The sequence below is a fragment of the Streptomyces sp. PA03-6a genome, assembly GCF_033792765.1.
Taxonomy (GTDB): Bacteria; Actinomycetota; Actinomycetes; order Streptomycetales; family Streptomycetaceae; genus Actinacidiphila.
This window is the reverse complement of the sequence record NZ_JARAVK010000031.1, coordinates 1-23,880: the sequence shown is the minus strand read 5'-3', so window position 1 is coordinate 23,880 and position 23,880 is coordinate 1. Positions and strand designations below refer to the sequence as shown.

Sequence of the window (23,880 nt, the reverse complement as noted above, 5' to 3'; positions counted from 1 at the left end):
GCCCCGTCGCGCACCTGTCCTGTGAGGAGCCACCCCCATGACCCCCAGCACCGCACGCGCGCCCGGAGGGACCGCCGCCGAGGTGGCCGCCGCGACCCGCGTCGACGCACGCACCTGGGACCTGACGGTCGCCTCGGCGGCGCTCGGCCGCCCGGCGGCGGTGCGGATCGTCCTGCCCACGGACTTCGCGCGTGCGCCCGGGCGCACCTGGCCGGTGCTGTACCTGCTGCACGGGCCGCACGAGGACCACACCGCCTGGAGCCGGCAGGCGGGCGTCGAGCGGCTCACCGAGGGCGGCGGCCTCATCCTCGCCATGCCGGACTGCGGCCCCGCGGGCCTGTCCAGCCACTGGCTCGACGGCTCCGACTACGAGACCTTCCAGCTGGGCGAGGTCGACGGGCTGCTGCGCCGCGACTACCGGGCCTCCGGCGTACGGGCCGTGGCGGGCGTCTCGACCGGCGGCCACGGCGCCATGGCCCACGCGGCCCGCCACCCGGGGGCGTTCCGCGCCGCCGCCTCCTTCAGCGGCGTCCTGGACACCACCTTCGCCGGGGTGCCCACCGCCCTCGACGCCCTCCTGCTCCGCGAGAGCCTCTGCCCCGGGTCCCTGTGGGGCGACCCCGTGGACCGGTGGGACACCTGGCGGTCCTTCAACCCCACGGCGCGCGCGGGAGGGCTGCGCGGCACCGCGCTGTACGTGTCCTGCGGAAGCGGTGCCGCCGCCCCGGCCGCGGGCGGCGGCACCGAGCTGCTGCCGGAGGTGCTGGAGAGCACCCTGTGGCCCGCCACGCATGTCTTCGCCACCGCGCTGGAACTCCGTGACATCCCGGTGACGACGCACTACTACGAGGGCGGCCGACACGAATGGGCTTACTGGCGACAGGAGTTCGCGACGGCCTGGCCGCTGCTCGCTCACGCGCTCGGGCTGCCGGGACCTCCCGTCGCGTGACGATGAGACGATGAGCGGGTCAGAGGGTGAGAGGAAGGCCCCTAACGAGGGGGGCGCGCTCACTCGATCCAGTGGCGCTGCCTGCTCCGGACGTACCACCGGCGCACGAGCCGCGTTGCAAGGGGACATGGACAGCAGCACATCCTCGACCCGTGGATGCCTTCTCCAGGGCCACCCGGACCACCACCGGACCTTCGCCGAACTCACCGGCGCCTATTGGATGGACCCGCCCATCTACACCGAACTCCTCGCCGACTGGCGGGCCCACGGGCGCGCCGTCCCCGGCTACGCGGGGCCGGACGTACCGCGCGCGGCCTCCTTCAGCGGCGGCAGTCTGCCGCAACTGCTGCCTGGAACAGGGCCAGTTCCACCACGGTAGGGGTGTGGAGGGTGCCCGTTCCGTCGGGGGGTACCAGCCACCGCAGGGCCCCCGCGGCCCGGTACGGGGGCGGGACGGCGATCCAGGCGCCCCTGCCGGCGTAGCGGATCCCGGTGCCCACCCATCTGCTGACGGGGTCCGGCGGGAGGAAGAAGCCGACCCGGCGGGAGGCCGTGTCGGCGAGGGTGGGCCCGGGTTCCGTGCGGGGGAGGCGCAGCAGGGCGTCGAGGGCCAGCAGGCCGAGGTCCTCGGGCACGCTGAGCACGTCCCAGAAGCGCCCGGCGGGCAGCAGGACGGTCCCGCTCTCGCCGTGTTCCCATTCCCGCTTGCACGCCCGCGGATCCGCCGCGGCGGCGGCCAGCCACTCCATTGCCTGTTTCGGTGCCGCATTTCTCATACGCTCAACCTTGGTAGATATTTCTAACCGGCGGAAGGGGTGGCGGGGGATGGCGTTTTGGAGCACGAAACGCCTGTTTTCCGTACGCCTGTGCGGCGTTGTCGCGCGGGCCCGCCGTGCCCTGCACGGCGGGCCGCGGGACGGTGCCGCACTCGAACGGCTGGTGAGGACGGCGGAGCGGCTGGACTACGGCGGCGGGCCGCCCGCGGCCCCGGACCGGGAGGCCCGGCGCCGGGGCTGAGGGATTCCCGCGCGCCGGCGGAACACGGGTTCCGCCGGGAATTCCGGGACCGCTGCCGGGGAATGCGCTCGGCAGCACGGCCGAAAAGCGCAAAGGCGTTCGTGTGCGTACGGGGGAATGCCCGGCCGGAATCCGGTCAGCCCGTCGGCGGCGCCCCCTCGTACGCCGCCGTCAGCAGCGCGCGCAGCTCTTCCGCGTCCGCCGGGCGCGGGTTGGCGTACGAGGCCGCGCCCACGAGCTCCACGACGCGGCCGATGCCGTCGGCCGGCAGACCGACCTCGGCCAGCGAGCGCGGCGCGCCGAGCCGCCCGCCCAGCTCGTGCACTGCGCGCGCCGGGTCCTCGGTTCCCAGCGCCCGGCGGAGCGCGGCCGTCGCGGCCGGGGCGGCCGGGGCGTTGAAGGCGAGGACGTACGGCAGCAGCACCGTGTGCGTCGCGGAGTGCGGCAGGTCGAAGGCGCCGCCGAGCACATGGGCCAGCTTGTGGTGCAGGCCCATCGTGGTGGCCCCGAGGCACGCCCCGCACAGCCAGGCCCCGTACAGGGCGTGTCCGCGCGCGTCGAGGCCGCCCGGGTCGGCGACGACACGCGGCAGCGCGTCCGCCAGGGCGCGCACCCCCTCCTCGGCCATCAGCGACACGATCGGGGTGGCGTCGGGGGCGTACAGCGCCTCGACGGCGTGGGCGAGGGCGTTGACGCCGCTGGTACCGGACAGCGCCGGCGGCATCGACAAGGTGAGCTCCGGGTCGTAGACGACGCTGCGCGGCAGGACGCGGCGGTCGCGGCCGGTGCGCTTGACGCCGTCCTCCGTCAGGCCCCAGACCGGGGTCATCTCGGAGCCCGAGTACGTCGTCGGAACGGCCAGCAGCGGCAGCCCGGTGCGCAGTGCGACCGCCTTGCCCAGGCCGACCGCGGAACCGCCGCCGACCGCGACCAGCCCGTCGGCGTCCAGTTCCCGCGCCACCGCGACGGCCTCGTCGGCCACCTTCACCGGCACGTGCATCACCGCGCCCGGGTGGACGCCCACGCAGACCGCCCCGAGCGACGCGGCGACGGAGCGCGCGGTGTCCTCACCGTGCCGGCCCGACAGCACCAGCACGCGGCGCAGGCCGAGCCGGCCGGCCTCCTCCGCCACGGCCGTGGTGGCGGCCCCGGGTCGGAAGACGACCCGCATCGGCAGCGCCTCGTGGACGAACTCCAGGCTCATGACCGCTGCAGCACGATGTCGAAGGTCGCCAGCCGGAAGGGGTTGGGAACCCCGTACCCGGCCGCCCGCTCCGGGTCGTCCACCTCGGCGAACTCCTGGACCAGGCTCTTCTTCACCGCGAAGACCGCGTCCGAGTCCAGGTACGGGCTGTCCTGGACGAACACGTGCGTGGTGACCGGCTGGTGGCCGGCGGCGGCCGCGATGAAGTGGATGTGCGCGGGCCGGTACGCATGGCGCTCCGTGGCGTCCAGCAGGTCGCCCACCGGGCCGTCGGTCGGGATCGGGTAGTGCGCGGGCACGACGGTGCGGAACCGGAAGCGGCCCTCCCCGTCGGCCTCGAACAGCCCGCGCCCGTTGCCCCGGGGCTGTTCGCCCGGCTGCTGGACGTCGTAGAAGCCGTGCTCGTCGGCCTGCCAGACGTCCACCGTGGCGCCCGGCAGCGGTGTGCCGTCCACGGAGACCACGCGCCCGGTGACCACGCAGGGCTCACCCGAGCCGATCATGTCGATCGCGTCGCCGAACTCCCGCGCGGGGGAGTCGACCATGTGGAACGGGCCCAGCACGGTGGAGTCGGTGGCCCCCTCCCCGGCCGACTTCCGCTGGTTGATCGTCTCGACCAGCATCGACACCCCGAGCACGTCGGACAGGAGGATGAACTCCTGCCGTGTGTCGGTGCACGCCTGGCCGGTGCGGGTGAGGAAGCCGATCGCCCCTTCCCACTCCCCCATCGTCGGCTCGACGTCCCGGACGAAGTCGTGGAGGTGCCGGGTCAGGCTGCCCAGGATCTCCCGCAGCCGCGGGTCGGGCGTCCGCGCGAAGCTCTCCACGACGGCCGGCGTCGCGCTCTGTTCGGTGAAGTCCATGCTCTCTCCTCGTCAGTCCCGTCCCAGGATGCGCCGCAGCGCGGAGCCGAGCACGGACCGCGCCTCGGCGTCGTCGGCGGCCCCGTCGGCGCGCCGGAAGGCCACGTACAGGTCCGGCCGGACCAGCAGCGCGCCCGTGTCACCGATGCCGCGCACCCGCGCCCAGTCGCCGTACGGGTCCTCGTACTCCCGGCCGGGGCCGATCACCGCGGTCGCGATGTCCAGCCCCAGTTCGGTGCCGACCGCGCGGGCCGCCGCCGCCCAGGCCTCGCCGCCGATGCCGGTCAGCAGCGCGAACCGGCCCCCGCCGCCGAGGTCGAGGGTGGACAGCGTGCGGGTCCCCGCCGTCAGCCACGCGTGCGGCAGCTTGGCGCCGGGGCGGCTGCTCGGCTGGTGGTACAGCTCGGGATCGCGGTCGAAGCCCGGGTCTGCGGTGCCGTCCGGGACGACCGCGGCCGAGGCGTAGCGCTGGTTGAGCTCCACGCCGTGCGCGTTGAACTCGTACCGCTTGAAGTCGATCGCCTCGCGCAGCCGTGCGCGCCGCTTCTCGCCGGCCGGGGTCGCGTCCTTGCGGGACTCCATGTTGGCGATCAGCTGCCCGGGGCTCTGCGGGGCGAGCAGGTCCAGCGCGTCGAAGACCGGGGCGGTCTCGCCGATCGACTTGTTGGCGCGGGTGACGATCTGCTTGCCGACGGGCGCCCGCTCGGCGGTGTAGGTGTCCAGCAGCGAGGGCGCGGCGGTGCCGTCCAGGACCAGCTTCAGCTTCCAGGCCAGGTTGTACGCGTCCTGGATGGAGGTGTTGGAGCCGAGCCCGTTGGACGGCGGGTGCCGGTGGGTGGCGTCGCCCGCGCAGAAGACCCGGCCGTGGGAGTACGTCTCGGCGTACATCTCGTTGACCGTCCACGCCGAGGAGGAGCGGATGGTCACCGGGACGTCGTCGTCGCCGATGAGCTGCCGGACCACCGACAGGGCGTACTCCTCGGTGAGGTCCGGGGGCGCGCCCTCGACGTCGTAGCCCCACACGATCAGCCACTCGTTCCACGGCCGCACGCAGCGCACCAGGCCCGCGCCGATGCCGCCGACGGTCGCGCCGGGGGTGAGCACCCAGTACAGGGTGCTGGGGCGGTGGGCGACGTACCGGGACAGGTCGGCCTCGAAAACGATGTTGACGCTGCCCGCCACGCCCATCTTGCCGCCCATGGGCAGCCCGGCGTCCTCGGCGACCTTGCTGCGTCCGCCGTCGGCGCCGATCAGGTACTTGGCGCGGATGGCGTACTCGTCGCCGCGCAGCCGGTCCTCCACCACGGCGGTCACGCCGTCGGCGTCCTGCTCGAAGGACTTGTAGACGGTGCCGTAGCGCAGCCGGGTGCCGCGCGCCACGGCCGCCTCGACCAGCACCGGCTCCATCCAGTTCTGCGGCATGTCGCACATGCGGCTCGGGCTGGCCAGGTCGTGCGCGGCCTGCACCAGCGGGTCGTTGCCCCAGGAGCGCAGCCGCCCCAGCTCCTCGCCCGCGAGGCTGGTGCAGAAGACGGTGTTCCCCATCAGGTGCTGGGGAGTGGCCTTGGCGACGACCTCCTGCTCGACGCCGAGGTCGCGCAGCACCTCCATGGTGCGCTGGTTGGTGATGTGGGCCCGAGGCGTGTCGGCCAGCCTGTCGTAGCGCGTGACGACGATGTTCGGCACCCCGTACGTGCTCAGCGCGAGCGCGGCGCCCGCGCCGGCCGGCCCACTGCCCACGATCAGCACGTCGGTCTCGACGGTCTCCATCAACGCGGCTCCTTGACGGATAATTGAAATGGCAACGAACCGATCGTGGATCAGAGGGAGACCGCCGGCGTGTCTCAATCCGATACATCCCCCGAAGAGCTGCTGCTCGGCGCCTACCTGCGCGAGCGGCCGAACGGCCGCGCGGTCGTCGCGGCCGACGGCAGGACGCGGATCGTGAGCGCCGAGGCCGCGCGGCGGCTGTCCGACGAGTCGCTGGCGCTGCTGGAGCGGCGGGCCGGCGGCATGGTCCGCGACGGCCGGACCGAGGGGTACGAGCTGCCGCTGCCGGACGGCGGCTGGCGGGCCCGGCTCAGCCCCGTCCTGGACTCCGGCGAGGTCATCGGCGCCGTCGCCGTGCTGTCCGCGGCGGCGGAGGGTTCCGGCGGGCCGCCGGCGGTCCCCGAGCCGAGGCTGCCCGGGCTCGTGGGCGCGTCGCTGTCCTGGCGCGCAGCGGTGGCCCGCGCGGTGCGGCTCGGGGGCGAGCAGGGGCCGCTGCTGGTGACGGGGGAGCCCGGCACCGGCAAGACGACGCTGGCCCGCGCCGTCCGGGCCGGCGACGTGGAGCTGGACGCGGCGCTGGTGACCGGTGCCGCGGCCCGTGACTGGGTGCGGCGGCTGGCCGTGCGCCCCGTGCCGGGCCGGGTGCTCGTCCGCCACGTCGAGGCGCTGGACGCCGGCGCCGCGGCCGCGCTGGTGGCGCTCCTCGAACAGCGCCCCGTCCTGCGGCTGACCGCCACCCACACCCCCGGGGACCGTACGGACCCGTGCCTGGACCGCCTGCTGGGCCGGCTGGCGGCGCGCTCGCTGTCCGTACCGCCGCTGCGCGAGCGCCCCGAGGACCTCCCGGTGCTGCTCGCCGCCCTCAGCCCGCGACCGGCGCCCGGCCACCCGCCGCTGACCTGGACCGTCGAGGCCCGGCGCACCCTGGAGCGGCACACCTGGCCGGGCAACGTCGCCGAGCTGGCGACGGTCGTCAGGACCCTCGCGGACGAGCGCAGGCTGAGCGGTCCGGTGCGCCCGGAGGAACTGCCGGACGCCGTGCGCGGCGGGGCCGGCGGCCGCCGTCTGGGCAGCCTGGAGCGGGCCGAGCGGGACGCGATCCTGGAGGCGCTGCGCACCCACGGCGGCAACAAGGCGCGGGCGGCGAAGGCGCTGGGCATCGCGCGGGCCACGGTCTACCGCAAGCTGCGGAGCTACGGCATCCAAGGAATATAGTTCGAGATTCAACATGTTAGGTTGGGCGACAGAGACACACCCCGCAGAAGGAGATCCCCGATGGCCACCCAGCTGGATGTCCGCCGCGCCGGCCAGCGGTTCCACACCCGCGCCGGCTGGCTCGACTCGCACCACTGCTTCTCCTTCAGCCACCACTACGACCCGAAGAACACCCACTTCGGTCTGCTGCTGGTCTCCAACGACGACGTCGTCGCCCCCGGCACCGGCTTCGACACGCACCCGCACCGGGACATGGAGATCGTCACCTGGGTGCTCGACGGCGGCCTGGTCCACCAGGACTCCGAGGGCCACAACGGCGTCATCTACCCGGGCCTCGCCCAGCGGATGAGCGCGGGCACCGGCATCCTGCACAGCGAGAAGAACGACAGCTGGAAGCTGACCGGCGCGCCCGAGCACAAGGACCCCGTGCACTTCGTGCAGATGTGGGTGTTCCCCGACGAGCAGGGCATCAAGCCTGGCTACGAGCAGCTCGACATCAACGACGAACTCGCCCGCGGCGGCTGGGTCACCGTCGCCTCCGGAATGGACCGCGACCGCGACGAGCGGGCCATCTCCATCGCCCAGAAACACGCCGCGCTGCAGGCCGCGCGCATGGCGCCGCAGCAGACCCTGGCCCTGCCCACCGCCCCCCTGGTGCACCTGTACGTCGCCAAGGGCGAGGTCGCCGTCGAAGGCGCCGGTCTGCTCGCCAAGGGCGACGCCGTGCGCGTCACCGGGGCCGAGGGCCAGCGGCTCACCGCCGGCGCCGAGGGTGCCGAGGTGCTGGTCTGGGAGATGGACGCCGCCGTCAGCTTCGGGTGATCACGTGGTAGACCTTGGGGCCATGACCCGCACCCTCGCGAGCGCGCCGATCATGGTCCTCAACGGTCCCAACCTCAACCTGCTCGGCCGGCGGCAGCCCGAGATCTACGGCTCCGAGAGCCTCGCCGACGTCGAGGCCCTGTGCGCCGCGACGGCGGCTCGGCTCGGCGGGACCGCCGACTGCCGGCAGAGCAACCACGAGGGACAGCTGATCGACTGGATCCACGAGGCCCGCGAGCACCACGCGGGCGTCGTGATCAACCCCGGCGCCTACTCCCACACCTCGGTGGCGATCCTGGACGCCCTCAGCGCCTGCGACGGCCTGCCCGTGATCGAGGTCCACATCTCCAACATCCACCGGCGCGAGGCCTTCCGGCACCACAGCTACGTCTCGGCGCGGGCCGACGCCGTGATCGCGGGCTGCGGCGTCCAGGGCTACGCCTTCGCCGTCGAGCGGATCGCCGCGCTCCTGGACGCCGGCGCCCGCTGAACCAGCGGCGGGCCGCGCTCAGGCCTCGCCCGGCTGCCAGTCCGGCCACTCGCCGGGGTGGTCGGCCCAGTGCACCTGATCGGGGTCCGACACGTCGATGTCCGGGAAGGTCCCGCGCACCCGCAGCTCGAACTCCTCCCGCTCCAACTGCTCCCAGCCCACACCCCGGATGTGCACCCTGCGGTAACGGTGGTCGGCCCCGAGCGGGGCCACGTCGACCTTGTGGGTTGTCTCCATGCCTCCAGGGTGCACCCGGGCCGGTGCCCCCGCAGGTCCGGTGACCACCACCTCCGCGGGGCGCAGCAGGTGCCCGCCGACCCGGTAGCCGGAGCGCACGACGGTGCCGCAGACCAGGCGGTCCGCGCCGTAGGCGCCCGACGAGCCGACCGCCTCGTGACGCGCCGGGTCGAAGGGATCCCCGGGCTCGCCGAACGACCGCAGGCCGAGCTCCGCCAGCCGCGCCTCCAGCACCTCGACCACGGCGCGGAAGCCGCCGGTTACCTCGCCCAGCTCCCGCGCCCGGTCGACGGCGTCCAGCACCGGCAGCAGTCCGTGCAGCACGTTCGCGACGGCGATCTCCCGCACCGCCAGCCGGTCCCGGTGCACGCGCTTGCGGTAGTTGTCGTACTCGGCCTTGAGCCGTTGCAGGTCCGCCGTGCGTTCGACGAGCCGCGCCCGCAGCCCGCCGCCCGGAGGCGGACCGGCCCGGTTCACGCCGTGCCTCCCTCCCGCTTGTCGTCGTCGACGATCTCGGCGTCCACCACGTCCTCGTCGCCCTCCGGCGGCGCCGCGTGCGGGGCCCCGCCCTCGCCCGCCGCGGACCGTTCCGCCTGGGCCTGGGCGTACATCGCCGTGCCGATCTTCTGCGCCGAGGCGGTCAGCCGCTCGGTCGCCCGGCGGATGCCGGCGGAGTCCTCGCCCTTCAGCTGCTCCTTCAGGTCCGCCACCGCCGACTCGACCTCCGACTTCAGGTCGCCCGGGACCTTGTCGGGGTTGTCCCGCAGCAGCTTCTCGGTGGAGTAGACCAGGCTCTCCGCGTTGTTGCGGGTCTCGGCCTCCTCACGGCGCTTGTGGTCCTCCTCCGCGTACTGCTCGGCCTCGCGCATCATGCGGTCGATGTCGCTCTTCGGCAGCCCGGAGCCGCCGGTCACGGTCATCTTCTGTTCCTTGCCGGTGCCGAGGTCCTTCGCCGTCACGTGCATGATGCCGTTGGCGTCGATGTCGAAGGAGACCTCGATCTGCGGGATACCGCGCGGGGCCGGCGGCAGACCGGTCAGCTCGAACACCCCGAGCTTCTTGTTGTACGCCGCGATCTCGCGTTCGCCCTGGTAGACCTGGATCTGCACCGACGGCTGGTTGTCCTCGGCCGTCGTGAAGATCTCCGAGCGCCTCGTGGGGATGGTCGTGTTGCGCTCGATCAGCTTGGTCATGATGCCGCCCTTGGTCTCGATGCCGAGGGACAGCGGGGTGACGTCCAACAGCAGGACGTCCTTGACCTCGCCCTTGAGCACCCCGGCCTGGAGGCTGGCGCCGATCGCCACGACCTCGTCCGGGTTGACGCCCTTGTGCGGCTCCTTGCCGGTCAGCGACTTCACCAGCTCCGTCACCGCCGGCATCCGGGTCGAACCGCCCACCAGGATCACGTGGTCGACGTCGGCGACGTTGATCCGCGCGTCCTTCACCGCCTGGTGGAAGGGACCCTTGCAGCGCTCCAGCAGGTCCGCGGTCAGCTGCTGGAACTGGGCGCGGGTGAGCTTCTCGTCCAGGTGCAGCGGGCCCTCGGCGGAGGCCGTGATGTAGGGCAGGTTGATCGTCGTCTCGGTGGACGAGGACAGCTCGATCTTCGCCCGCTCGGCCGCCTCGCGCAGCCGCTGCAGCGCCATCTTGTCCTTGGCCAGGTCCAGCCCGTACGCGTTCTTGAAGCGCTCCACGAGGTGGTCGACGACCCGCTGGTCCCAGTCGTCGCCGCCCAGCTCCGTGTCGCCGTTGGTGGCCTTGACCTCCACCACGCCCTCGCCGATGTCCAGCAGGGAGACGTCGAAGGTGCCGCCGCCCAGGTCGAAGACGAGGATCGTCTGGTCGTTCTCCTTGTCCAGGCCGTACGCCAGGGCCGCGGCCGTGGGCTCGTTGATGATCCGCAGCACGTTCAGGCCGGCGATCTCCCCGGCCTCCTTGGTCGCGGTGCGCTGGACGTCGTCGAAGTACGCGGGCACCGTGATCACCGCGTCCGTGACGTCCTCGCCCAGGTACGCCTCCGCGTCCCGCTTCAGCTTCTGCAGCACCCGGGCCGAGATCTCCTGGGCCGTGTAGCGCTTGCCGTCGATGGTGCCGGAATCGGGGAACCGCCAGTCGGGGTCGCCCATGTGCCGCTTGGCCGAGCGGGCGGTCCGCTCCACGTTGGTCACGGCCTGGCGCTTGGCGATCTCGCCGACGAGGACCTCGCCGCCCTTGCTGAAGGCCACCACCGAAGGTGTGGTCCGTGCCCCTTCCGTGTTGGTGATGACGGTGGGCTCACCGCCCTCCAGAGCGCAGACCACCGAATTGGTGGTGCCGAGGTCAATACCGACCGGACGTGTCATGTCAGCTCGCCTCCTCCCCTCCAGGGTGCGACGCGCGCGGGCCGACCACCAGACGGCCGCCGCAACCCGCACCGGGGAGCGCAGGGCAATGTCCCGGAATAATCGCGGGGCCCGGACAGCGGGCGCTGCTAGCGTCGGCGGGATGTCCTCACTGCATGCGGGAGTGATCCTCTTCCACGACCAACGCCTCGCCGTACACAGCGACTTGAGCCTGCCGCAGGCCCCCGTCCCGCCTCGCGGCGACCCCGCGGAGACCGCCCGTGCGGCGGCCCGCGACGGCCTCGGCGTCGACGTCAGGACCGACCTCCGGCCCTGCCTGGAGGTCCGCGCGACCGGCGGCACCCATCTGTACTACCGGGCCGCCGTGCCGCTGCCGTCCGGCCCCCCGCCCACCCGGCTGCTCAGCAGGTCCGAGGCCCTGCACCTGCCGCTCGCGCCCTGGACGGCGTGGGAGGCCATCCTGCGGTCCTGGGACGGCCCGCCCTGGTGGCGGGGCCGCCTCGTACTGGAGGACCCGCTCGGCCGGCCGCCCAAACGGACCCGGGCCGGCGCGGTGATCGTCCGCGACGGGCGCATGCTGCTGATCCGCTACCGCCACCGGCGCGGCGACTACTACGAGATCCCCGGCGGCGGGGTCGAGCCGGGGGAGATCCCCGAGACGGCCGTCCTGCGCGAACTCGCGGAGGAGACCGGGCTGAGCGGCACCGTCGGGCAGGAGATCGCCCGGGTGAACCGGGTGCACCGCGGCTCGCACCCCGGGCACTACTTCCTCGTCGAGGCGCACGGCGAGATCGGCCCCCGCTCCTCCCTCGACCTGGAGGAGGCCGCCGCCCCCGTCTGGGTCCCCGTCGACGACCTGCGGCACCTGCCGCTGTGGCCCAAACGGCTGGGCTGGCGCATCGCGCACTGGCACCGCGAGGGCTGGCCGAAGCCCGCCGCGGAGTTCTGCGACTCACTGCTCGACCTGCGGGTGCCCTGCGACTGGTGACCCGGCGGGAACGGCCGGGCGCCCGGGCACCTCGCGGTGGCAGGATCACGGGTATGGCACGCATCACCCTCGTCCGGGGCGACATCACGCAGCAGTCCGTCGACGCCGTCGTCAACGCCGCCAACTCCTCGCTGCTCGGGGGCGGCGGCGTCGACGGCGCCATCCACCGCCGCGGCGGCCCGGAGATCCTCGAGGAGTGCCGTGCGCTGCGCGCCTCGCGGTACGGGCGCGGTCTGCCGACCGGACAGGCCGTCGCCACCACGGCCGGCCGGCTCCCGGCCCGCTGGGTGATCCACACCGTCGGCCCCGTGCACAGCGCCGGCGAGGACCGCTCCGGGCTGCTCGCCTCCTGTCACCGCGAGGCGCTGCGGATCGCCGACGAGGTCGGCGCGAAGACGGTCGCCTTCCCCGCGATCTCCACCGGCGTCTACCGCTGGCCCGTCGAGGACGCCGCGCGCATCGCCGTCGCCACCGTCCAGGACACGGACACCGAGGTCGAGGAGGTCCGCTTCGTCCTCTTCGACGACGCGGCCTACGCCGCGTTCGCGGCGCGACTTCCCGGGGGAGGGCTCGGTGAGCGGTGACCTCGGCGTCCGGGAGCGGGGCACGGAGCGGTGCCCGGCCCGTGGTGCGGGTTAACCGGGGCGGAACTCTTGGTCATCGATTCCTTTGGGAAAGCTCCGGGACCGCAAGCCCTGCCTAGCATGAGGTGATCACGCACCGTACGACCCCGGGGGCGGCCCGGAACGCCGCCGTCCGGCCCTGGGCCGCGGCTCTCGCGTCCGGGCGTACGCGCCGGGATCCTGGGCGCCGACTGGTCACAGGCCCGCATGGGTCCGGCCCGACCGGGGCCGCGGGCACACGAGATCCTGGAGAACACGTGCAGTTCGAGCTGACCGGACGGACCGGCTTCGGCGGCGGCGGCGACCTCGGCACCGCCCGGGCGACCCCCGACGGCACCCGGGAGGACCTGCCGGCGCCCGACCGGGAGCCGGGCCACGCCGAGGAGGCCCTCGCGGCGTCCGCCCCTGACGGCGAGTGGAGCCCGCTGCTCCGGCTGAGCCGCGCCCAGCGGGAGACGGTGGACGCCGCCCTCGACGAACTGGCGGAGCGGCTCGCCCCGGTGGCCACCCTGTGCGAAGCGAGGCGGACGGTGTGAGCCCCGCCGATCACGGCACCGGCCGCGTCGGACGGCGCGGCTTCCCGCGGCGCCACCGCCTGCCGGCACGGGCGATCCCGGCCCGCCGCGGTCACCCCGACCGCGCCGGGCCCCCGGTCAGGGCCGCAGGGCCAGCACCGTGTCGACGGTGTCCGCCTCGGCGGCCGTCTTGTCCTCGCGGTAGCGCAGGACGCGGGCGAAGCGGAGCGTGACGCCCGCGGGGTAGCGGGTGGAGCGCTGCAGGCCGTCGAAGGCGATCTCCACGACGAGTTCCGGGCGGACCCGGACCACCCACCCGTCGTCGCTCACGGCCAGTTCCCGCAGGCGCTCGGTCTGCCAGGCGAGCATGGCGTCGGTCAGGCCCTTGAAGGTCTTGCCCAGCATCGCGAAGGTGCCGTCGGGGCGGCGGGCGCCGAGGTGGAGGTTGGACAGCTTGCCGGTGCGGCGGCCGTGGCCCCACTCGGCGGCGAGCACCACCAGGTCGAGGGTGTGCACCGGCTTGACCTTGAGCCAGGCCGCCCCGCGCCGCCCGGCGCTGTACGGGGCGTCGAGCGCCTTGGCCACGATCCCCTCGTGGCCCCGTTCCAGCACCTGCTCCGCGAAGTCGCGGGCCGCCTGCCGGGTGGCCGGGTCGGCCGGGTCGGCGGCCACCAGCCGGCGCACCCTGCGCGGTGCGGGGGCGACCCGGGCCAGTTCCTCGTGGCGCTCGGCGGTGGACAGGTCCAGCAGGTCGCGGCCGTCGACCGACAGCAGGTCGAAGAAGACCGGTGCCACCGGCAGCGACTCCCGGGCGGCCGCGACGTCCAGCCGCGAGCCCACCCGGGAGGAGGTCTCCTGGAAGGCGCGGGGGCGGCCGTCCTCGCCGAAGGAGATGACCTCGCCGTCGAGCACGGCCTCCTCCACGGCCAACTCCCGTGCGGCGGCGACGACTTCCGGCAGCCGGCCGGTGATCTCGTCCAGCGTGCGGGTGTACACGCGCACGTCCTCGCCCGTGCGGTGCACCTGGACGCGGATGCCGTCCAGCTTCTCCTCCAGCGCGCACGGGCCCAGCCGGTCCAGGGCCTCGTCCACGTCCTTCGCGGTCTGCGCGAGCATCGGCTGCACCGGTCGCCCCACCTCCAGCCGGAACGCCGCGAGCGCCTCCGGCCCCCCGGCCAGCAGCGCCTGCGCGACGGTGCCCAGGGAACCGCCCAGCATCACCGCGCGCCGCACGTCCTCCGGGGGCGCCTTTGCCGCCACGGCGAGCGCCTCGACCGCGAGCGCGTCGAGCGCCCCCTGCCGCAGCTCCCCGCCGATCAGCCCGAGCAGGAACGCCTGTTCCTCCTCCGTGGCCGCGCCCATGAGGTCCGCCACCAGCCGCTTGCGTTCGGCCGCCGCCCCCTTGCCGGTGACCGCGGCGATGCGGTCGAGCGTCTCGTGGACCTCGTGCACCGTCAGCCGGGGCGCCGGTGCGGGCTCCCGCCGCTCCCGCAGGGTGCTCCAGCCCACCCCGGTGCGCCGCTGGGGCAGTCGCCCCGCCAGGTACGTGATCACCACGGGCGCCTCGTCGGGCTCCGCGGTACGCAGCAGCCGGGCCAGCGCCGCCACCTTCTCCGACCGGGCGGACGTGGCCGCCACCTCCCGGGACGTCCGGGCGAGCTCCGCGAGCAGCATGGCTCCATCCTGGACCGCCCGCGCCGGGCGCGCAGCCCTCGGGCGGGTCAGACGGGGGGCCGTCCGCCCGTCATGCGGCGGCGCTGGACGAGCCGGGTGACGTCGGTGCCGGTGACGATGCCGATGGGGCGGCCGCCGTCGACGACGACGACCCGGACGCCGCCGGCGCCGGGCTGGAGGCGGTCGAGCGCGTCGTTGACGAGTTCCTCCGGTGTGCCGGTGGTGGTCCTGGACAGCGGGACGGCGACGTCGCGGACCCGCACGTCGGCGCGGCGGTCCGCGGGGACCGACGTGAGCCGGCGCAGCTGCACCACCCCGCTGAGGCGGCCGTCGAAGTCGACCAGGGGCAGGGTGGAATGGCGGGCGGCCACCGCGACCTCGTCGATGAAGCGGTCCACCGGCAGCCAGTCGGGGCCGGTCACGACGGGGGCCGACATGGCGTCCGCGAGCCGTACGCCGCGCAGCGCGGCGCTGATGACCGCGCGCTGGCGTTCGGCGCCCGCGGTGAGGGCCATGAAGAGCCCGACCAGGGCGAGCCACAGGCCGCCGGCCATGCCGCGGGCGAAGGCGAGCCACCCGACCACGACGAAGAGGAAGCCGAGGACCTGCCCGCCGCGCCCGGCGACCCGGTCGGCGCGGTCGCGGTCCCCCGTCCGCCACCACAGCAGCGCCTGCAGCACGCGGCCGCCGTCCAGGGGCGCGGCGGGCAGCAGGTTGAAGACGCCGAGCAGCAGATTCGCCCAGCCCAGCCAGATCAGCAGCGCCCCCGGCACCGAGCGGTGGGCCGCCGCGTCCACGCCGATGCCCGCGCCGAGCGCGGCGCCGCCGATGACCAGGCTCGCCAGCGGGCCGCTGACCGCCACCAGGAAGGCGGCGCCCGCGGAGCCGGGCCGCCCCATGCGCGTCATGCCGCCCATGGCCCACAAGGTGACGTCCTCGACCGACAGGTGCTCGCGCCGGGCCGTCGCCGCGTGGGCGACCTCGTGCGCGAGCAGGCTCGCCATCAGCAGGACCGCGCCCACGGCCGCCGCGACGGTGTAGGCGGTGGCCGACAGGCCCGGGACCCAGGCGGGCAGGGTCTCGCGGCCGAGCCCGTAGGCGAGCAGCACGATGAGGACGGGGACGCTCCAGTGCATCCGGAGCGGAACCCCGAAGACGCGTCCCACAACGACCGAACCGTTCATGACTCCTCCCTCCAGTGTCACTCCGCCCGGGCCGCGCCGACGCGGTGCTCCTGGGGGCTCACCCCCCGCACCCGCTTGAAGGCGGCGCTCAGCGCGAAGGGGCTGCCGTAGCCGACCCGGCGGGCGACCGCCCCGAGCGTGGCGTCCGGTTCGAGCAGCAGATCGGCGGCGAGCGCCAGCCGCCAGCCGGTCAGGTACGCCATGGGCGGCTCGCCCACCAATTCGCCGAAGCGCCGGGCCAGCGCGGCCCGCGACACGCCCGCCTCGGCGGCGAGCGCCGCCACCGTCCACGGGTGGGCCGGGTTGTTCTGCAGCAGCCGCAGCGCCCGGCCCACCACGGGGTCGGCGAAGGCCCGGTACCACGCGGGGGCCGCCTCGCCGCGCCGGGCGAACCACGCCCGCAGCACGGAGATCAGCAGCAGGTCCAGCAACCGGTCCAGCACCGCCTCCTGCCCCGGATCGTCCTTGACGATCTCCTCGGCCAGCAGCGGCGGCAGCGGGCTCTCCCACTCCCGCGCCGGCAGCACCAGGAGCGGGGGCAGCGCGTCCAGCAACCGTCGGCCGACCGCGCCGTCCACCTCGTAGGTGCCGACCAGCATGACGTCGGAGCCGTCGGCCCGGTTGCCCCAGGTCCGCACCCCCAGCGCCATCGCGTCGGCCAGGTCGTGGCCGTCCGCGGTGCGGCACACCGCACCGGGGAGGATCCAGGCGTGCGGCGGGGTCGAGGGGAGGTCGGCGACCGCGTACGGCACGGGGCCGCGCGCCACGGCCACGTCCCCGGGCCGCAGCCGCACCGGCGCGCCCTCCTCGGGCACGACCCACGCCCCTCCGCGCGCGACCGTCATCACGCACAGCGGCGCCCGGTCCTCGATCCGCACCGACCACGGCGGCTCCATGACCATGCGCAGCAGGAAGGCACCCCGCGCACGGGGTCCGTCGAGCAGGCCCGAGAGTGCGTCCATGTCCTCCAGGGTAGACGTCCGCGTATGGAAACCAGCCATTTGCCCGTGATCCGTCTCAGCCCGTCTCAGCCGGGAGGCCGACCCGTGTCACGCCGGGTGACTGTCCGGATCTCGTGCGTCACTTCCGCGCCAGGGGTGACGGCGGTCGGCCATTCCTGTGGGAAACCTATGGGGATTCTGTACGCGAACGGTGACACATGGTGTCGTGTACGCGACACCGGAACGGGGTGCACGACCCGGTGTCGCGACCCCTCAACGACCTGAAGGGAATCCCCCCCATGACGTTACGTGCGTTGGCCATGAGCGGCGTGGCGGCCGCCTCGCTGCTCGGCCCGCAGGCCTGGGAGCCGGGCGGCGCCACCCTGCCGCCGCCGGACCGGATCGTCATCGACGTCGCCACCGTCAACGGTTCCGGCTGTCCGGCCGGCACCGCCGCCGTGGCCGTCTCGCCGGACAACGAGGCCTTCACCGTCACGTACAGCGCCTACATCGCCCAGGTGGGCGTCGGCTCCAAGCCGACCGACTTCCGCAAGAACTGCCAGCTCAACCTGAACGTGCACGTGCCGCAGGGCTTCACCTACGCGATCGCCGCGGCCGACTACCGCGGCTTCGCGCACCTGGAGCGCGGCGCCTCCGGCGTGGAGAAGGCCAGCTACTACTTCCAGGGCTCGCCCGAGACCAACGCCATCAGCCACACCTTCCGCGGCGCGCTGGACGACAACTGGCAGACCACGGACAGCGTCGACGTCGCCGCGCTGGTCTGGGCGCCCTGCGGCGAACTGCGCAACTTCAACATCAACACCGAACTGCGGGTCAGCGCCGGCAGTTCGGACCCGTCGCGGACCACGAGCTTCATGACGATGGACTCCACGGACGGAAGCATCAGGACCACGTACCACCTGGCGTGGAAGGAGTGCCCCGGCGCGTAGTCCCCGGCGCCCCGCGGGCCGGGCCCTGGGCGGGAAAGGGGCCCGGCCCGCGTCACCCGGCAGCCCCGCTCACGGGGCGGTGATGGCGTCGGCGACCCGTTCGGGCTCGTCGACCTGCACGTAGTGCCCGGCGTGCATCAGCAGGCGCAGTTCGCTGTGGGGGAAGATCACGGAGAACTGCCGGGCGACGCGGGTGTTGAGCCACCGGTCCCGGGTGCCGAAGACCACCCGGACCGGCGGCTGGAACTCGCGCATCTCCGGGATGCGCCGCCGGCGGCTCAGCATCGCGTGCAGCAGCTCGTCGTTGAGCCCCCAGAACGCCGGGCGGGCGGCGGGGTACTGCGCGTAGAGCCGCTCGACGTACGTCCCGCGCACCTCCGGGTCGCGGATGAAGCCGCCCACCTGCCAGACGTAGAGCCTGCGGTCCAGACCGGGCCGGCGCCTGGCGACGGCCCGGGCCGCCGAGCGCAGCAACGGGGTGGAGTACAGGGCGATCGCCGGAGGGCGGCGCAGCGCGGGGGTCCAGTGGTAGTAGGTGTTGAGCAGCACCAGCCGGGCCACGCGGTCGGGGTGCTCCAGCGCCCAGTCGATCGCGGGCGGTCCCGAGGCGTCGTGCGCCACCAGCACCAGGCGCCGGCCGGTGCGGCCCGCCGCGAGGGCGTCGGCCACCGCGGCGAGGTCGTCCACCTGCTGGGCGACGGTGTAGGCGTGGCCGGGCGGTTTGTCGGAGCGTCCCCACCCGAGGAAGTCGAACCGCACCACTGGCAGCCTGCCCTCCAGGTGAGGCAGGAGGCGGTCGTACAGCCGGCTGCTGTCGGGGAAGCCGTGCATCAGGACCGCGGGCGCGCCGGGGCCCGGGGTGATCTCGGCGTGCAGCCGGTAGGGGCCGTGCGACACGGCCAGCGCCTCGGTGGCCGGGGCCATGGCGACCTCCCTCGGCCTGTGGGCCCCCATGTGGTTCAGCCTAACGCGGTACGTCGCAGGGGTTGTGGGAGCGCTCCCATGACCGTCATCATGCCCGCATGACCCCACGCGCCGTGATCCGCCCGTACCGCCCGGAGGACCGGGCCGCCGTCTACGACATCTGCGTGCGCACCGGCCACGAGGGCGGCGACGCGCGGCACCTCTACACCGACCACGACCTGCTCCCGGACAACTTCGCGGGGCCCTACGCCCACCTCGAGCCCGAACTCGCCTTCGTCGTCGACGACGGCACGCGCGCCGTCGGCTACATCGTCGGCACCGCGGACACCGCCGCCTTCGTGTGGCGCTTCCGCGCCGAGTGGCTGCCCCGGCTCGAACACCGCCACCCCAAGCCGTCCGGGCCGCCCGTCACCCCGGACGAGGAGATGGCGGACCTGCTGCACCGCCCGGAGCGCATGATCGTGCCGGAACTCGCCGGGTACCCCGCGCACCTGCACATCGACCTGCTGCCCGAGTACCAGCGGCGCGGCTACGGGCGGGAACTGATGGGGCGTCTCCTGGACGCGCTGGCCGCCCGGGGCGTCGGCGCCGTCCACCTCGGCATGGTGACCGCCAACACCGCGGCCCGCGCCTTCTACGACCGGATGGGGTTCCGTGAGCTCCCCGTCCCGGACCCCGGTCCCCTGACGTACCTGGGACGCGGGACGTCGGCGACGGACGGGGGCTGAGGGGATCGCGGTGTGCCGCCGGTGGGAGGGGAGCGTTGCGTGGAGGTGCCCGGCCCCGAGGCCGACGGGGAGCCCGCGCCGCAGTACCAGGGCGGGAAGCGCAACCCCGCCCTGCAGATCGGGCTGTGGGACCGGGTCGCCTGTGACTTCCGATGTCTCGCGAGGCTGGATCCTCCCCTGGCGGCGTTCGCCGCGCGGCTGAGGCTGACCGTCGAACGCAGCTGGCAGGACCTCGGTGACGTGGGCGTCGCCGTCTTCCGCATCGGCAGGACGGAGTACGCGCTGCACGAGTTCGACGGGGGCTCTTACGGCACCTACGCCTGGGTCCACCATTCCGTGGACGACCACGAGCAGGCACTGGACGTCCTGTTGCGTGCCCTCGGCGTGGGGCGTGCCGCGATCCGTCCGGGCACGCTCTCCACGGATCCAGAGGGGGCCTGACGGCCCCGGGCGAGGCCGACACGCTCTGGAAAGCGCTTGCGGCGCGGCGGTAGAGTCGCCCGCCGGCCGGGCACCGCCGGCCGGGCACCGCCGGGAGGTCGGCGCCCGGCGGCGAAGCCGTTCCCCGACCCCGGAAAGGCCGTATGCGAACCGTGACCCGGAAAACGCCGGCGCACCCCTTCCAACTGCCGCCCGAGGACCGGGAGCTGAGCCCGTACACAGGGTGGACCCGCGCCCACTGGGAGGCGGTCGCCGACGGGCTGCTCGCCGCCGTCGCCCCGCACGCCACGCCCGGCGGGGCGCTCTACCACCTCCCCGGCGACCGGAACAGCGCCTCGGGCGCCCGCTCGGACGGCCTGGAGGGGTACGCGCGCACATTCCTGCTCGCCGCGATCCGCGTGGCGGGCACGAACGGTGACGATCCGTCAGGACTGTTGCAGCGGTACGCCGACGGCCTGGCCGCCGGCACCGCGCGGCCCGGCGGGGACGGGCCGGAGGACTGGCCCGTCGTGGCCGACCGCACGCAGCCGCTGGTCGAGGCCGCGTCCATCGCCATCGCGCTCCGGCTGACCCGCCGCTGGCTGTGGGACCGGCTCGACGGGCCCGTGCGCGAACGCGCCACCGCCTGGCTCGCCCGGGCGGCCGCCGCGCAGGCGTGGCCCAACAACTGGGAGATGTTCCCGGCCACCGTCGGCGGTTTCCTCGGCGACCGGGACGCCGTCGCGCGCGGACTGCGGCGGATCGAGCGCTGGTACGTCGGCGACGGCTGGTACACCGACGGCGACCTGCGCGCCTTCGACCACTACAACGGGTGGGCGCTGCACCTCTACCCCGTGCTGGAGGCCTGGTTCTCCGGCGACGCCGACCTGCTGGACCGCTACGGCGAGCGGCTGCGGATCCATCTCGCCGACCAGTCCCGCCTGTTCGGCGCCGACGGCTCGCCCCTCCACCAGGGCCGCTCGCTGACCTACCGGGTCGCCGCGGCCGCGCCGCTGTGGCTCGGCGCCCTCACCGGACACACCCCGCTCGCCCCCGGCACCACGCGGCGCCTGGCCTCCGGCGCCCTGCGCCACTTCCTGGACCGCGGCGCGGCGGGCCCCGACGGGCTGCTGTCCCTGGGCTGGCACGGCCCCTACGCGGGTGTCCTGCAGGACTACTCCGGGCCCGGCTCCCCGTACTGGGCGAGCAAGGGCTTCCTCGGCCTGCTGCTGCCGCCAGGACACGCGGTGTGGACGGCGCCCGAGGAGCCCGCCCCCGTCGAACGCGGCGACGTCATGACCGCGCTGCCCGCGCCCAACTGGCTGATCCAGTCGACGGCCGCCGACGGCCTCGTACGCCTGCACAACCACGGCAGCGAGGACACCCGTTACGCCGCCCACTACACGCGGTTCGCCTACTCCACGGCCACCGCTCCGCTGACCGGGGACACGCTCCCCGACAACCACTTCGGCCTTCTGGACGCCGACGGCGGTGTCACCGCGCGCACCGGGCTCACCCCGCTCGGCGCCGGCGAGGGATGGGCCGCCTCACGCTCCCGCGCCGGTGAGCGGGTCCGCGTCGTGAGCCTCGTGATGGCCAGGGGCGCCGCCGAGATCCGCGCCCACCTGGTCAGCGGGGCGCCGCAAGGCTCGCCGGTACGGCAGACCGGCTGGCCCGCGGGCGAGGGCCTGACCTCGGAACTGCTGCCGCTGCAGGGCCTGCGGGCCGCCCCCGGCCTGCCGCCCGCCCCGACCGCGTGCACCGGACGCGCGGTCACCCCCGTCCTCACCGGCGAGACCACCGAAGGCGGCGGCAGCCGCGGCGACCTCTTCCTCTGCGCGGCCCGGCTCACCGGCGCCGCCGACGCGGAGCCGCTGTCCGCCCTCGCCCGGGCCGAGGCCGGTGTGTCGCCGTCGGGGGTCCACGAGGTGACCGTCACCTGGGCCGACGGAGCCACGCACCGGGCGCGGCTGACCACGGCCGACGTGGTCGTGGAATCCTCGCCCCCGGACGCTCGTTGAGGCTGCCATGAGCGACAAAGACCTCCTCCGCCTGCTCGCCGACACCAAGGGGGGCGTGCTCGTCACCATCAAGCGTGACGGCCGCCCCCAGATGTCCAACGTCATCCACCACTACGACCCGGACACGGGGGTGCTGCGCGTCTCCCTCACCGACGACCGCGCCAAGACCCGCAACCTGCGCCGCGACCCCCGCGCGAGCTACCACGTCACCACGGCCGACCGCTGGGCCTGGACGGTCGCGGAGGGCACCGCGGAACTCACCCCCGTCGCGGCGGACCGGGACGACGCGACGGTCGAGGAGCTCGTCGACCTCTACCGGGCCCTGCAGGGCGAGCACCCGGACTGGGACGACTACCGCCGCGCCATGGTCGAGGACAAGCGCCTGGTGCTGAAGCTCCACGTCGAGCGCGCGTACGGCCAGCCGCGCGGCGCGTAGCCGCCCCTGCGGTGCGCCCCGCCGCCCGCTCCCCGTGGGGGCGGGCGGCATCCGGCCCCCGACGGTGGCAGCATCGACACTGCGCAACACTGCGCAACACTGCGCAACACTGAGCGACACTGCGCGATACAGCGGGGACGATCTCCCGCACCGGGGAACCGCCTGGTCACGGTCGTCCCGCCGGTCGTGGGCGGGAGCCGGTGGGCCGACGGCGGCCGATCCCACAAAGGGGCGCGGAACCGGAATGACCGGTGTAGGAGTTGTCGCTGTACATACTGGTTCTGCCGGGGCCCGGACGGCTCACGGCACGTTCGTGACCGCCGACCAACGGGAGGTGCCGTGTCCGGCTCCAGTCCGAAGCGTTCCCTGCTCTCCAGCCTCATCCCCGCCTTCGGAGACAACCCCTACGGGGAGAGGATGGAGCGCATCCGGCGGTCGCCGAACTTCGCCGACGGGGTGTTCACCAACCCCCTGGGCGCACGTACGGCGCCCTCCGGATCGATGCTGCGGTTCGCCCGGACGTACTTCCGCAAGGAGGAGCGGGTCCGCAGGGCCCCCGCCGGGGACATCCCGCTGCACGCCACGACCCTCGCCGACCTGGCCGCACCGCCCGCCTCGGGCCTGCGGCTCACCTGGATGGGCCACTCCACCGTGCTCGCCGAGATCGACGGGCGCCGCGTCCTGTTCGACCCGGTCTGGGGCGAGCGGTGCTCCCCCTTCTCCTTCGTCGGCCCCAAGCGCCTCCACCGGCCGCCGGTACCGCTGGAGGAGCTGGGCGAGGCCGACGCGATCGTCATCTCCCACGACCACTACGACCACCTCGACATGCCCACGATCAAGGCGCTCGCCGGGACCGGCACCCGCTTCGTCGTGCCGCTGGGCGTCGGCGCCCACCTGGAACGCTGGGGCGTCCCCGCGGACCGCATGACCGAGCTGGACTGGCACGAGTCGACGCAGGTCGCCGGGCTCACCCTCACGGCGACCCCGGCGCGGCACTTCTGCGGCCGGGCGATCCGCAACACCCAGCACACCCTGTGGGCCTCCTGGGTCGTCGCCGGGCCCGAGCACCGCGTCTACCACAGCGGTGACACGGGATACTTCCCCGGTTTCACGGAGATCGGCGAGGCCTACGGGCCGTTCGACGCCACCATGGTGCAGATCGGCGCCTACAGCGACTTCTGGCCCGACATCCACATGACCCCCGAGGAGGGCGTCCGCGCCCACCAGGACCTGCGCGGCGAGCTCATGCTCCCCATCCACTGGGGCACGTTCAACCTGGCCCCGCACCCGTGGGAGGAGCCCGCCGAGGGCACCGTCGCCGCGGCGCGCGCCGTGGGGGCCCGGGTCGCCGTGCCACGCCCCGGAGAGCCCTTCGAGCCCGCGGCCGGGGTGCCGCTCGACCCCTGGTGGCGGGCGATCGCGCACGGGGCCGCCGCCCGCACCTGGCCCGCGCTCACCGACGACGCGCGGCCGGCCGCCCCGCAGCCGGACAGCGCCCCGGCGTGAGCGCGTCGTGAGCCGGTCGTGAGCGAGGAGGGGCGGGGCGCCCGCCGCACCCGCCCCCTCC

At 74.3% G+C, this 23,880-nt stretch carries 24 protein-coding genes; 14 read left to right on the top strand and 10 right to left on the bottom strand.

Annotation, left to right across the window (positions count from 1 at the left end):
• Window positions 1-37 precede the first annotated feature (37 nt).
• Complete coding sequence (locus PV350_RS10605; RefSeq protein WP_499515233.1) at window positions 38-949, top strand: alpha/beta hydrolase; 912 nt, start codon at window positions 38-40, stop codon at window positions 947-949.
• A 320-nt stretch (window positions 950-1,269) separates the two neighbouring features.
• On the opposite strand, the gene PV350_RS10600 is transcribed toward PV350_RS10605, so the two are convergent.
• Window positions 1,270-1,725, bottom strand: coding sequence for a hypothetical protein (locus PV350_RS10600; protein ID WP_499515234.1), 456 nt, complete (start codon window positions 1,723-1,725; stop codon window positions 1,270-1,272).
• 49 nt (window positions 1,726-1,774) lie between these two features.
• Here PV350_RS10600 and PV350_RS10595 point away from each other — a divergent pair, with 49 nt between their 5' ends.
• Window positions 1,775-1,966, top strand: a complete 192-nt coding sequence (locus PV350_RS10595; protein WP_500333459.1) for a hypothetical protein — start codon at window positions 1,775-1,777, stop codon at window positions 1,964-1,966.
• Between the two features lie 136 nt (window positions 1,967-2,102).
• Here PV350_RS10595 and PV350_RS10590 read toward each other — a convergent pair whose 3' ends face one another.
• From PV350_RS10590 to PV350_RS10580, 3 genes are read right to left on the bottom strand one after another with little or no spacing between them, the layout of a single operon-like run.
• A complete protein-coding gene (locus PV350_RS10590) occupies window positions 2,103-3,170 on the bottom strand; it encodes a maleylacetate reductase (RefSeq protein ID WP_500333458.1) in 1,068 nt (355 codons plus the stop codon).
• Complete coding sequence (locus PV350_RS10585; protein WP_499515237.1) at window positions 3,167-4,033, bottom strand: dioxygenase family protein; 867 nt, start codon at window positions 4,031-4,033, stop codon at window positions 3,167-3,169. Before PV350_RS10585 ends, PV350_RS10590 begins: the two co-directional genes overlap by 4 nt.
• A gap of 12 nt (window positions 4,034-4,045) precedes the next feature.
• Window positions 4,046-5,803 carry an FAD-dependent oxidoreductase gene (locus tag PV350_RS10580; protein ID WP_500333457.1) on the bottom strand — a complete coding sequence of 586 codons (1,758 nt, stop codon included), beginning with the start codon at window positions 5,801-5,803 and terminating at the stop codon, window positions 4,046-4,048.
• A gap of 69 nt (window positions 5,804-5,872) precedes the next feature.
• Between PV350_RS10580 and PV350_RS10575 the strand changes: the two genes are divergently transcribed.
• Genes PV350_RS10575 through aroQ form a run of 3 tightly spaced genes read left to right on the top strand, consistent with a single transcriptional unit; the run spans window position 5,873 to window position 8,330 of the window.
• Window positions 5,873-7,018 (top strand): helix-turn-helix domain-containing protein, encoded by a 1,146-nt coding sequence (locus PV350_RS10575; RefSeq protein ID WP_500333456.1) that lies wholly within the window; start codon window positions 5,873-5,875, stop codon window positions 7,016-7,018.
• 60 nt (window positions 7,019-7,078) lie between these two features.
• Window positions 7,079-7,840 (top strand): pirin family protein, encoded by a 762-nt coding sequence (locus PV350_RS10570; RefSeq protein WP_499515240.1) that lies wholly within the window; start codon window positions 7,079-7,081, stop codon window positions 7,838-7,840.
• A gap of 22 nt (window positions 7,841-7,862) precedes the next feature.
• Complete coding sequence (gene aroQ / locus PV350_RS10565; RefSeq protein ID WP_499515241.1) at window positions 7,863-8,330, top strand: type II 3-dehydroquinate dehydratase; 468 nt, start codon at window positions 7,863-7,865, stop codon at window positions 8,328-8,330.
• A gap of 18 nt (window positions 8,331-8,348) precedes the next feature.
• On the opposite strand, the gene grpE is transcribed toward aroQ, so the two are convergent.
• Window positions 8,349-9,044, bottom strand: a complete 696-nt coding sequence (gene grpE / locus PV350_RS10560) for a nucleotide exchange factor GrpE (protein WP_499515242.1) — start codon at window positions 9,042-9,044, stop codon at window positions 8,349-8,351.
• Window positions 9,041-10,909, bottom strand: coding sequence for a molecular chaperone DnaK (gene dnaK, locus PV350_RS10555; protein ID WP_499515243.1), 1,869 nt, complete (start codon window positions 10,907-10,909; stop codon window positions 9,041-9,043). The genes grpE and dnaK overlap by 4 nt, the downstream gene beginning before the upstream one ends.
• Before the next feature lie 142 nt (window positions 10,910-11,051).
• On the opposite strand from dnaK, the gene PV350_RS10550 reads away from it, so the two are divergent.
• The 3 genes from PV350_RS10550 to PV350_RS10540 all read left to right on the top strand — a co-directional run bounded on the left by PV350_RS10550 (window position 11,052) and on the right by PV350_RS10540 (window position 13,056).
• Window positions 11,052-11,897, top strand: a complete 846-nt coding sequence (locus PV350_RS10550; RefSeq protein ID WP_500333455.1) for an NUDIX domain-containing protein — start codon at window positions 11,052-11,054, stop codon at window positions 11,895-11,897.
• A gap of 53 nt (window positions 11,898-11,950) precedes the next feature.
• Window positions 11,951-12,481: an O-acetyl-ADP-ribose deacetylase gene (locus PV350_RS10545; RefSeq protein WP_499515245.1), complete on the top strand. Its 531-nt coding sequence runs from the start codon at window positions 11,951-11,953 to the stop codon at window positions 12,479-12,481.
• A 296-nt stretch (window positions 12,482-12,777) separates the two neighbouring features.
• A complete protein-coding gene (locus PV350_RS10540; RefSeq protein ID WP_500333454.1) occupies window positions 12,778-13,056 on the top strand; it encodes a hypothetical protein in 279 nt (92 codons plus the stop codon).
• Between the two features lie 117 nt (window positions 13,057-13,173).
• Here PV350_RS10540 and PV350_RS10535 read toward each other — a convergent pair whose 3' ends face one another.
• From PV350_RS10535 to PV350_RS10525, 3 genes are read right to left on the bottom strand one after another with little or no spacing between them, the layout of a single operon-like run.
• Window positions 13,174-14,709, bottom strand: a complete 1,536-nt coding sequence (locus tag PV350_RS10535) for an ATP-dependent DNA ligase (protein ID WP_499515247.1) — start codon at window positions 14,707-14,709, stop codon at window positions 13,174-13,176.
• A gap of 47 nt (window positions 14,710-14,756) precedes the next feature.
• Window positions 14,757-15,893: a site-2 protease family protein gene (locus PV350_RS10530; RefSeq protein WP_499515248.1), complete on the bottom strand. Its 1,137-nt coding sequence runs from the start codon at window positions 15,891-15,893 to the stop codon at window positions 14,757-14,759.
• 17 nt (window positions 15,894-15,910) lie between these two features.
• On the bottom strand, window positions 15,911-16,855 hold the full coding sequence (locus PV350_RS10525; RefSeq protein WP_500333453.1) for an AraC family transcriptional regulator: 945 nt from the start codon (window positions 16,853-16,855) through the stop codon (window positions 15,911-15,913).
• Window positions 16,856-17,133: 278 nt separating this feature from the next.
• Here PV350_RS10525 and PV350_RS10520 point away from each other — a divergent pair, with 278 nt between their 5' ends.
• On the top strand, window positions 17,134-17,784 hold the full coding sequence (locus PV350_RS10520; protein WP_500333452.1) for a DUF4360 domain-containing protein: 651 nt from the start codon (window positions 17,134-17,136) through the stop codon (window positions 17,782-17,784).
• 69 nt (window positions 17,785-17,853) lie between these two features.
• Here the strand turns inward: PV350_RS10520 and PV350_RS10515 are convergent, their stop codons facing one another.
• Window positions 17,854-18,738: an alpha/beta fold hydrolase gene (locus PV350_RS10515; RefSeq protein ID WP_499515251.1), complete on the bottom strand. Its 885-nt coding sequence runs from the start codon at window positions 18,736-18,738 to the stop codon at window positions 17,854-17,856.
• Window positions 18,739-18,806: 68 nt separating this feature from the next.
• On the opposite strand from PV350_RS10515, the gene PV350_RS10510 reads away from it, so the two are divergent.
• The 5 genes from PV350_RS10510 (at window position 18,807) to PV350_RS10490 (ending at window position 23,819) form a co-directional block, all read left to right on the top strand.
• Entirely contained in the window at window positions 18,807-19,436 is a 630-nt protein-coding gene (locus PV350_RS10510) for a GNAT family N-acetyltransferase (RefSeq protein ID WP_500333451.1), read from the top strand.
• Between the two features lie 39 nt (window positions 19,437-19,475).
• Window positions 19,476-19,877 carry a hypothetical protein gene (locus PV350_RS10505; protein WP_499515253.1) on the top strand — a complete coding sequence of 134 codons (402 nt, stop codon included), beginning with the start codon at window positions 19,476-19,478 and terminating at the stop codon, window positions 19,875-19,877.
• 152 nt (window positions 19,878-20,029) lie between these two features.
• Window positions 20,030-21,877: a DUF2264 domain-containing protein gene (locus PV350_RS10500; protein ID WP_499515254.1), complete on the top strand. Its 1,848-nt coding sequence runs from the start codon at window positions 20,030-20,032 to the stop codon at window positions 21,875-21,877.
• 7 nt (window positions 21,878-21,884) lie between these two features.
• Window positions 21,885-22,313, top strand: a complete 429-nt coding sequence (locus PV350_RS10495) for a PPOX class F420-dependent oxidoreductase (RefSeq protein ID WP_499515255.1) — start codon at window positions 21,885-21,887, stop codon at window positions 22,311-22,313.
• A gap of 339 nt (window positions 22,314-22,652) precedes the next feature.
• On the top strand, window positions 22,653-23,819 hold the full coding sequence (locus PV350_RS10490) for an MBL fold metallo-hydrolase (protein ID WP_500333450.1): 1,167 nt from the start codon (window positions 22,653-22,655) through the stop codon (window positions 23,817-23,819).
• The last annotated feature ends 61 nt before the right edge of the window (window positions 23,820-23,880 follow it).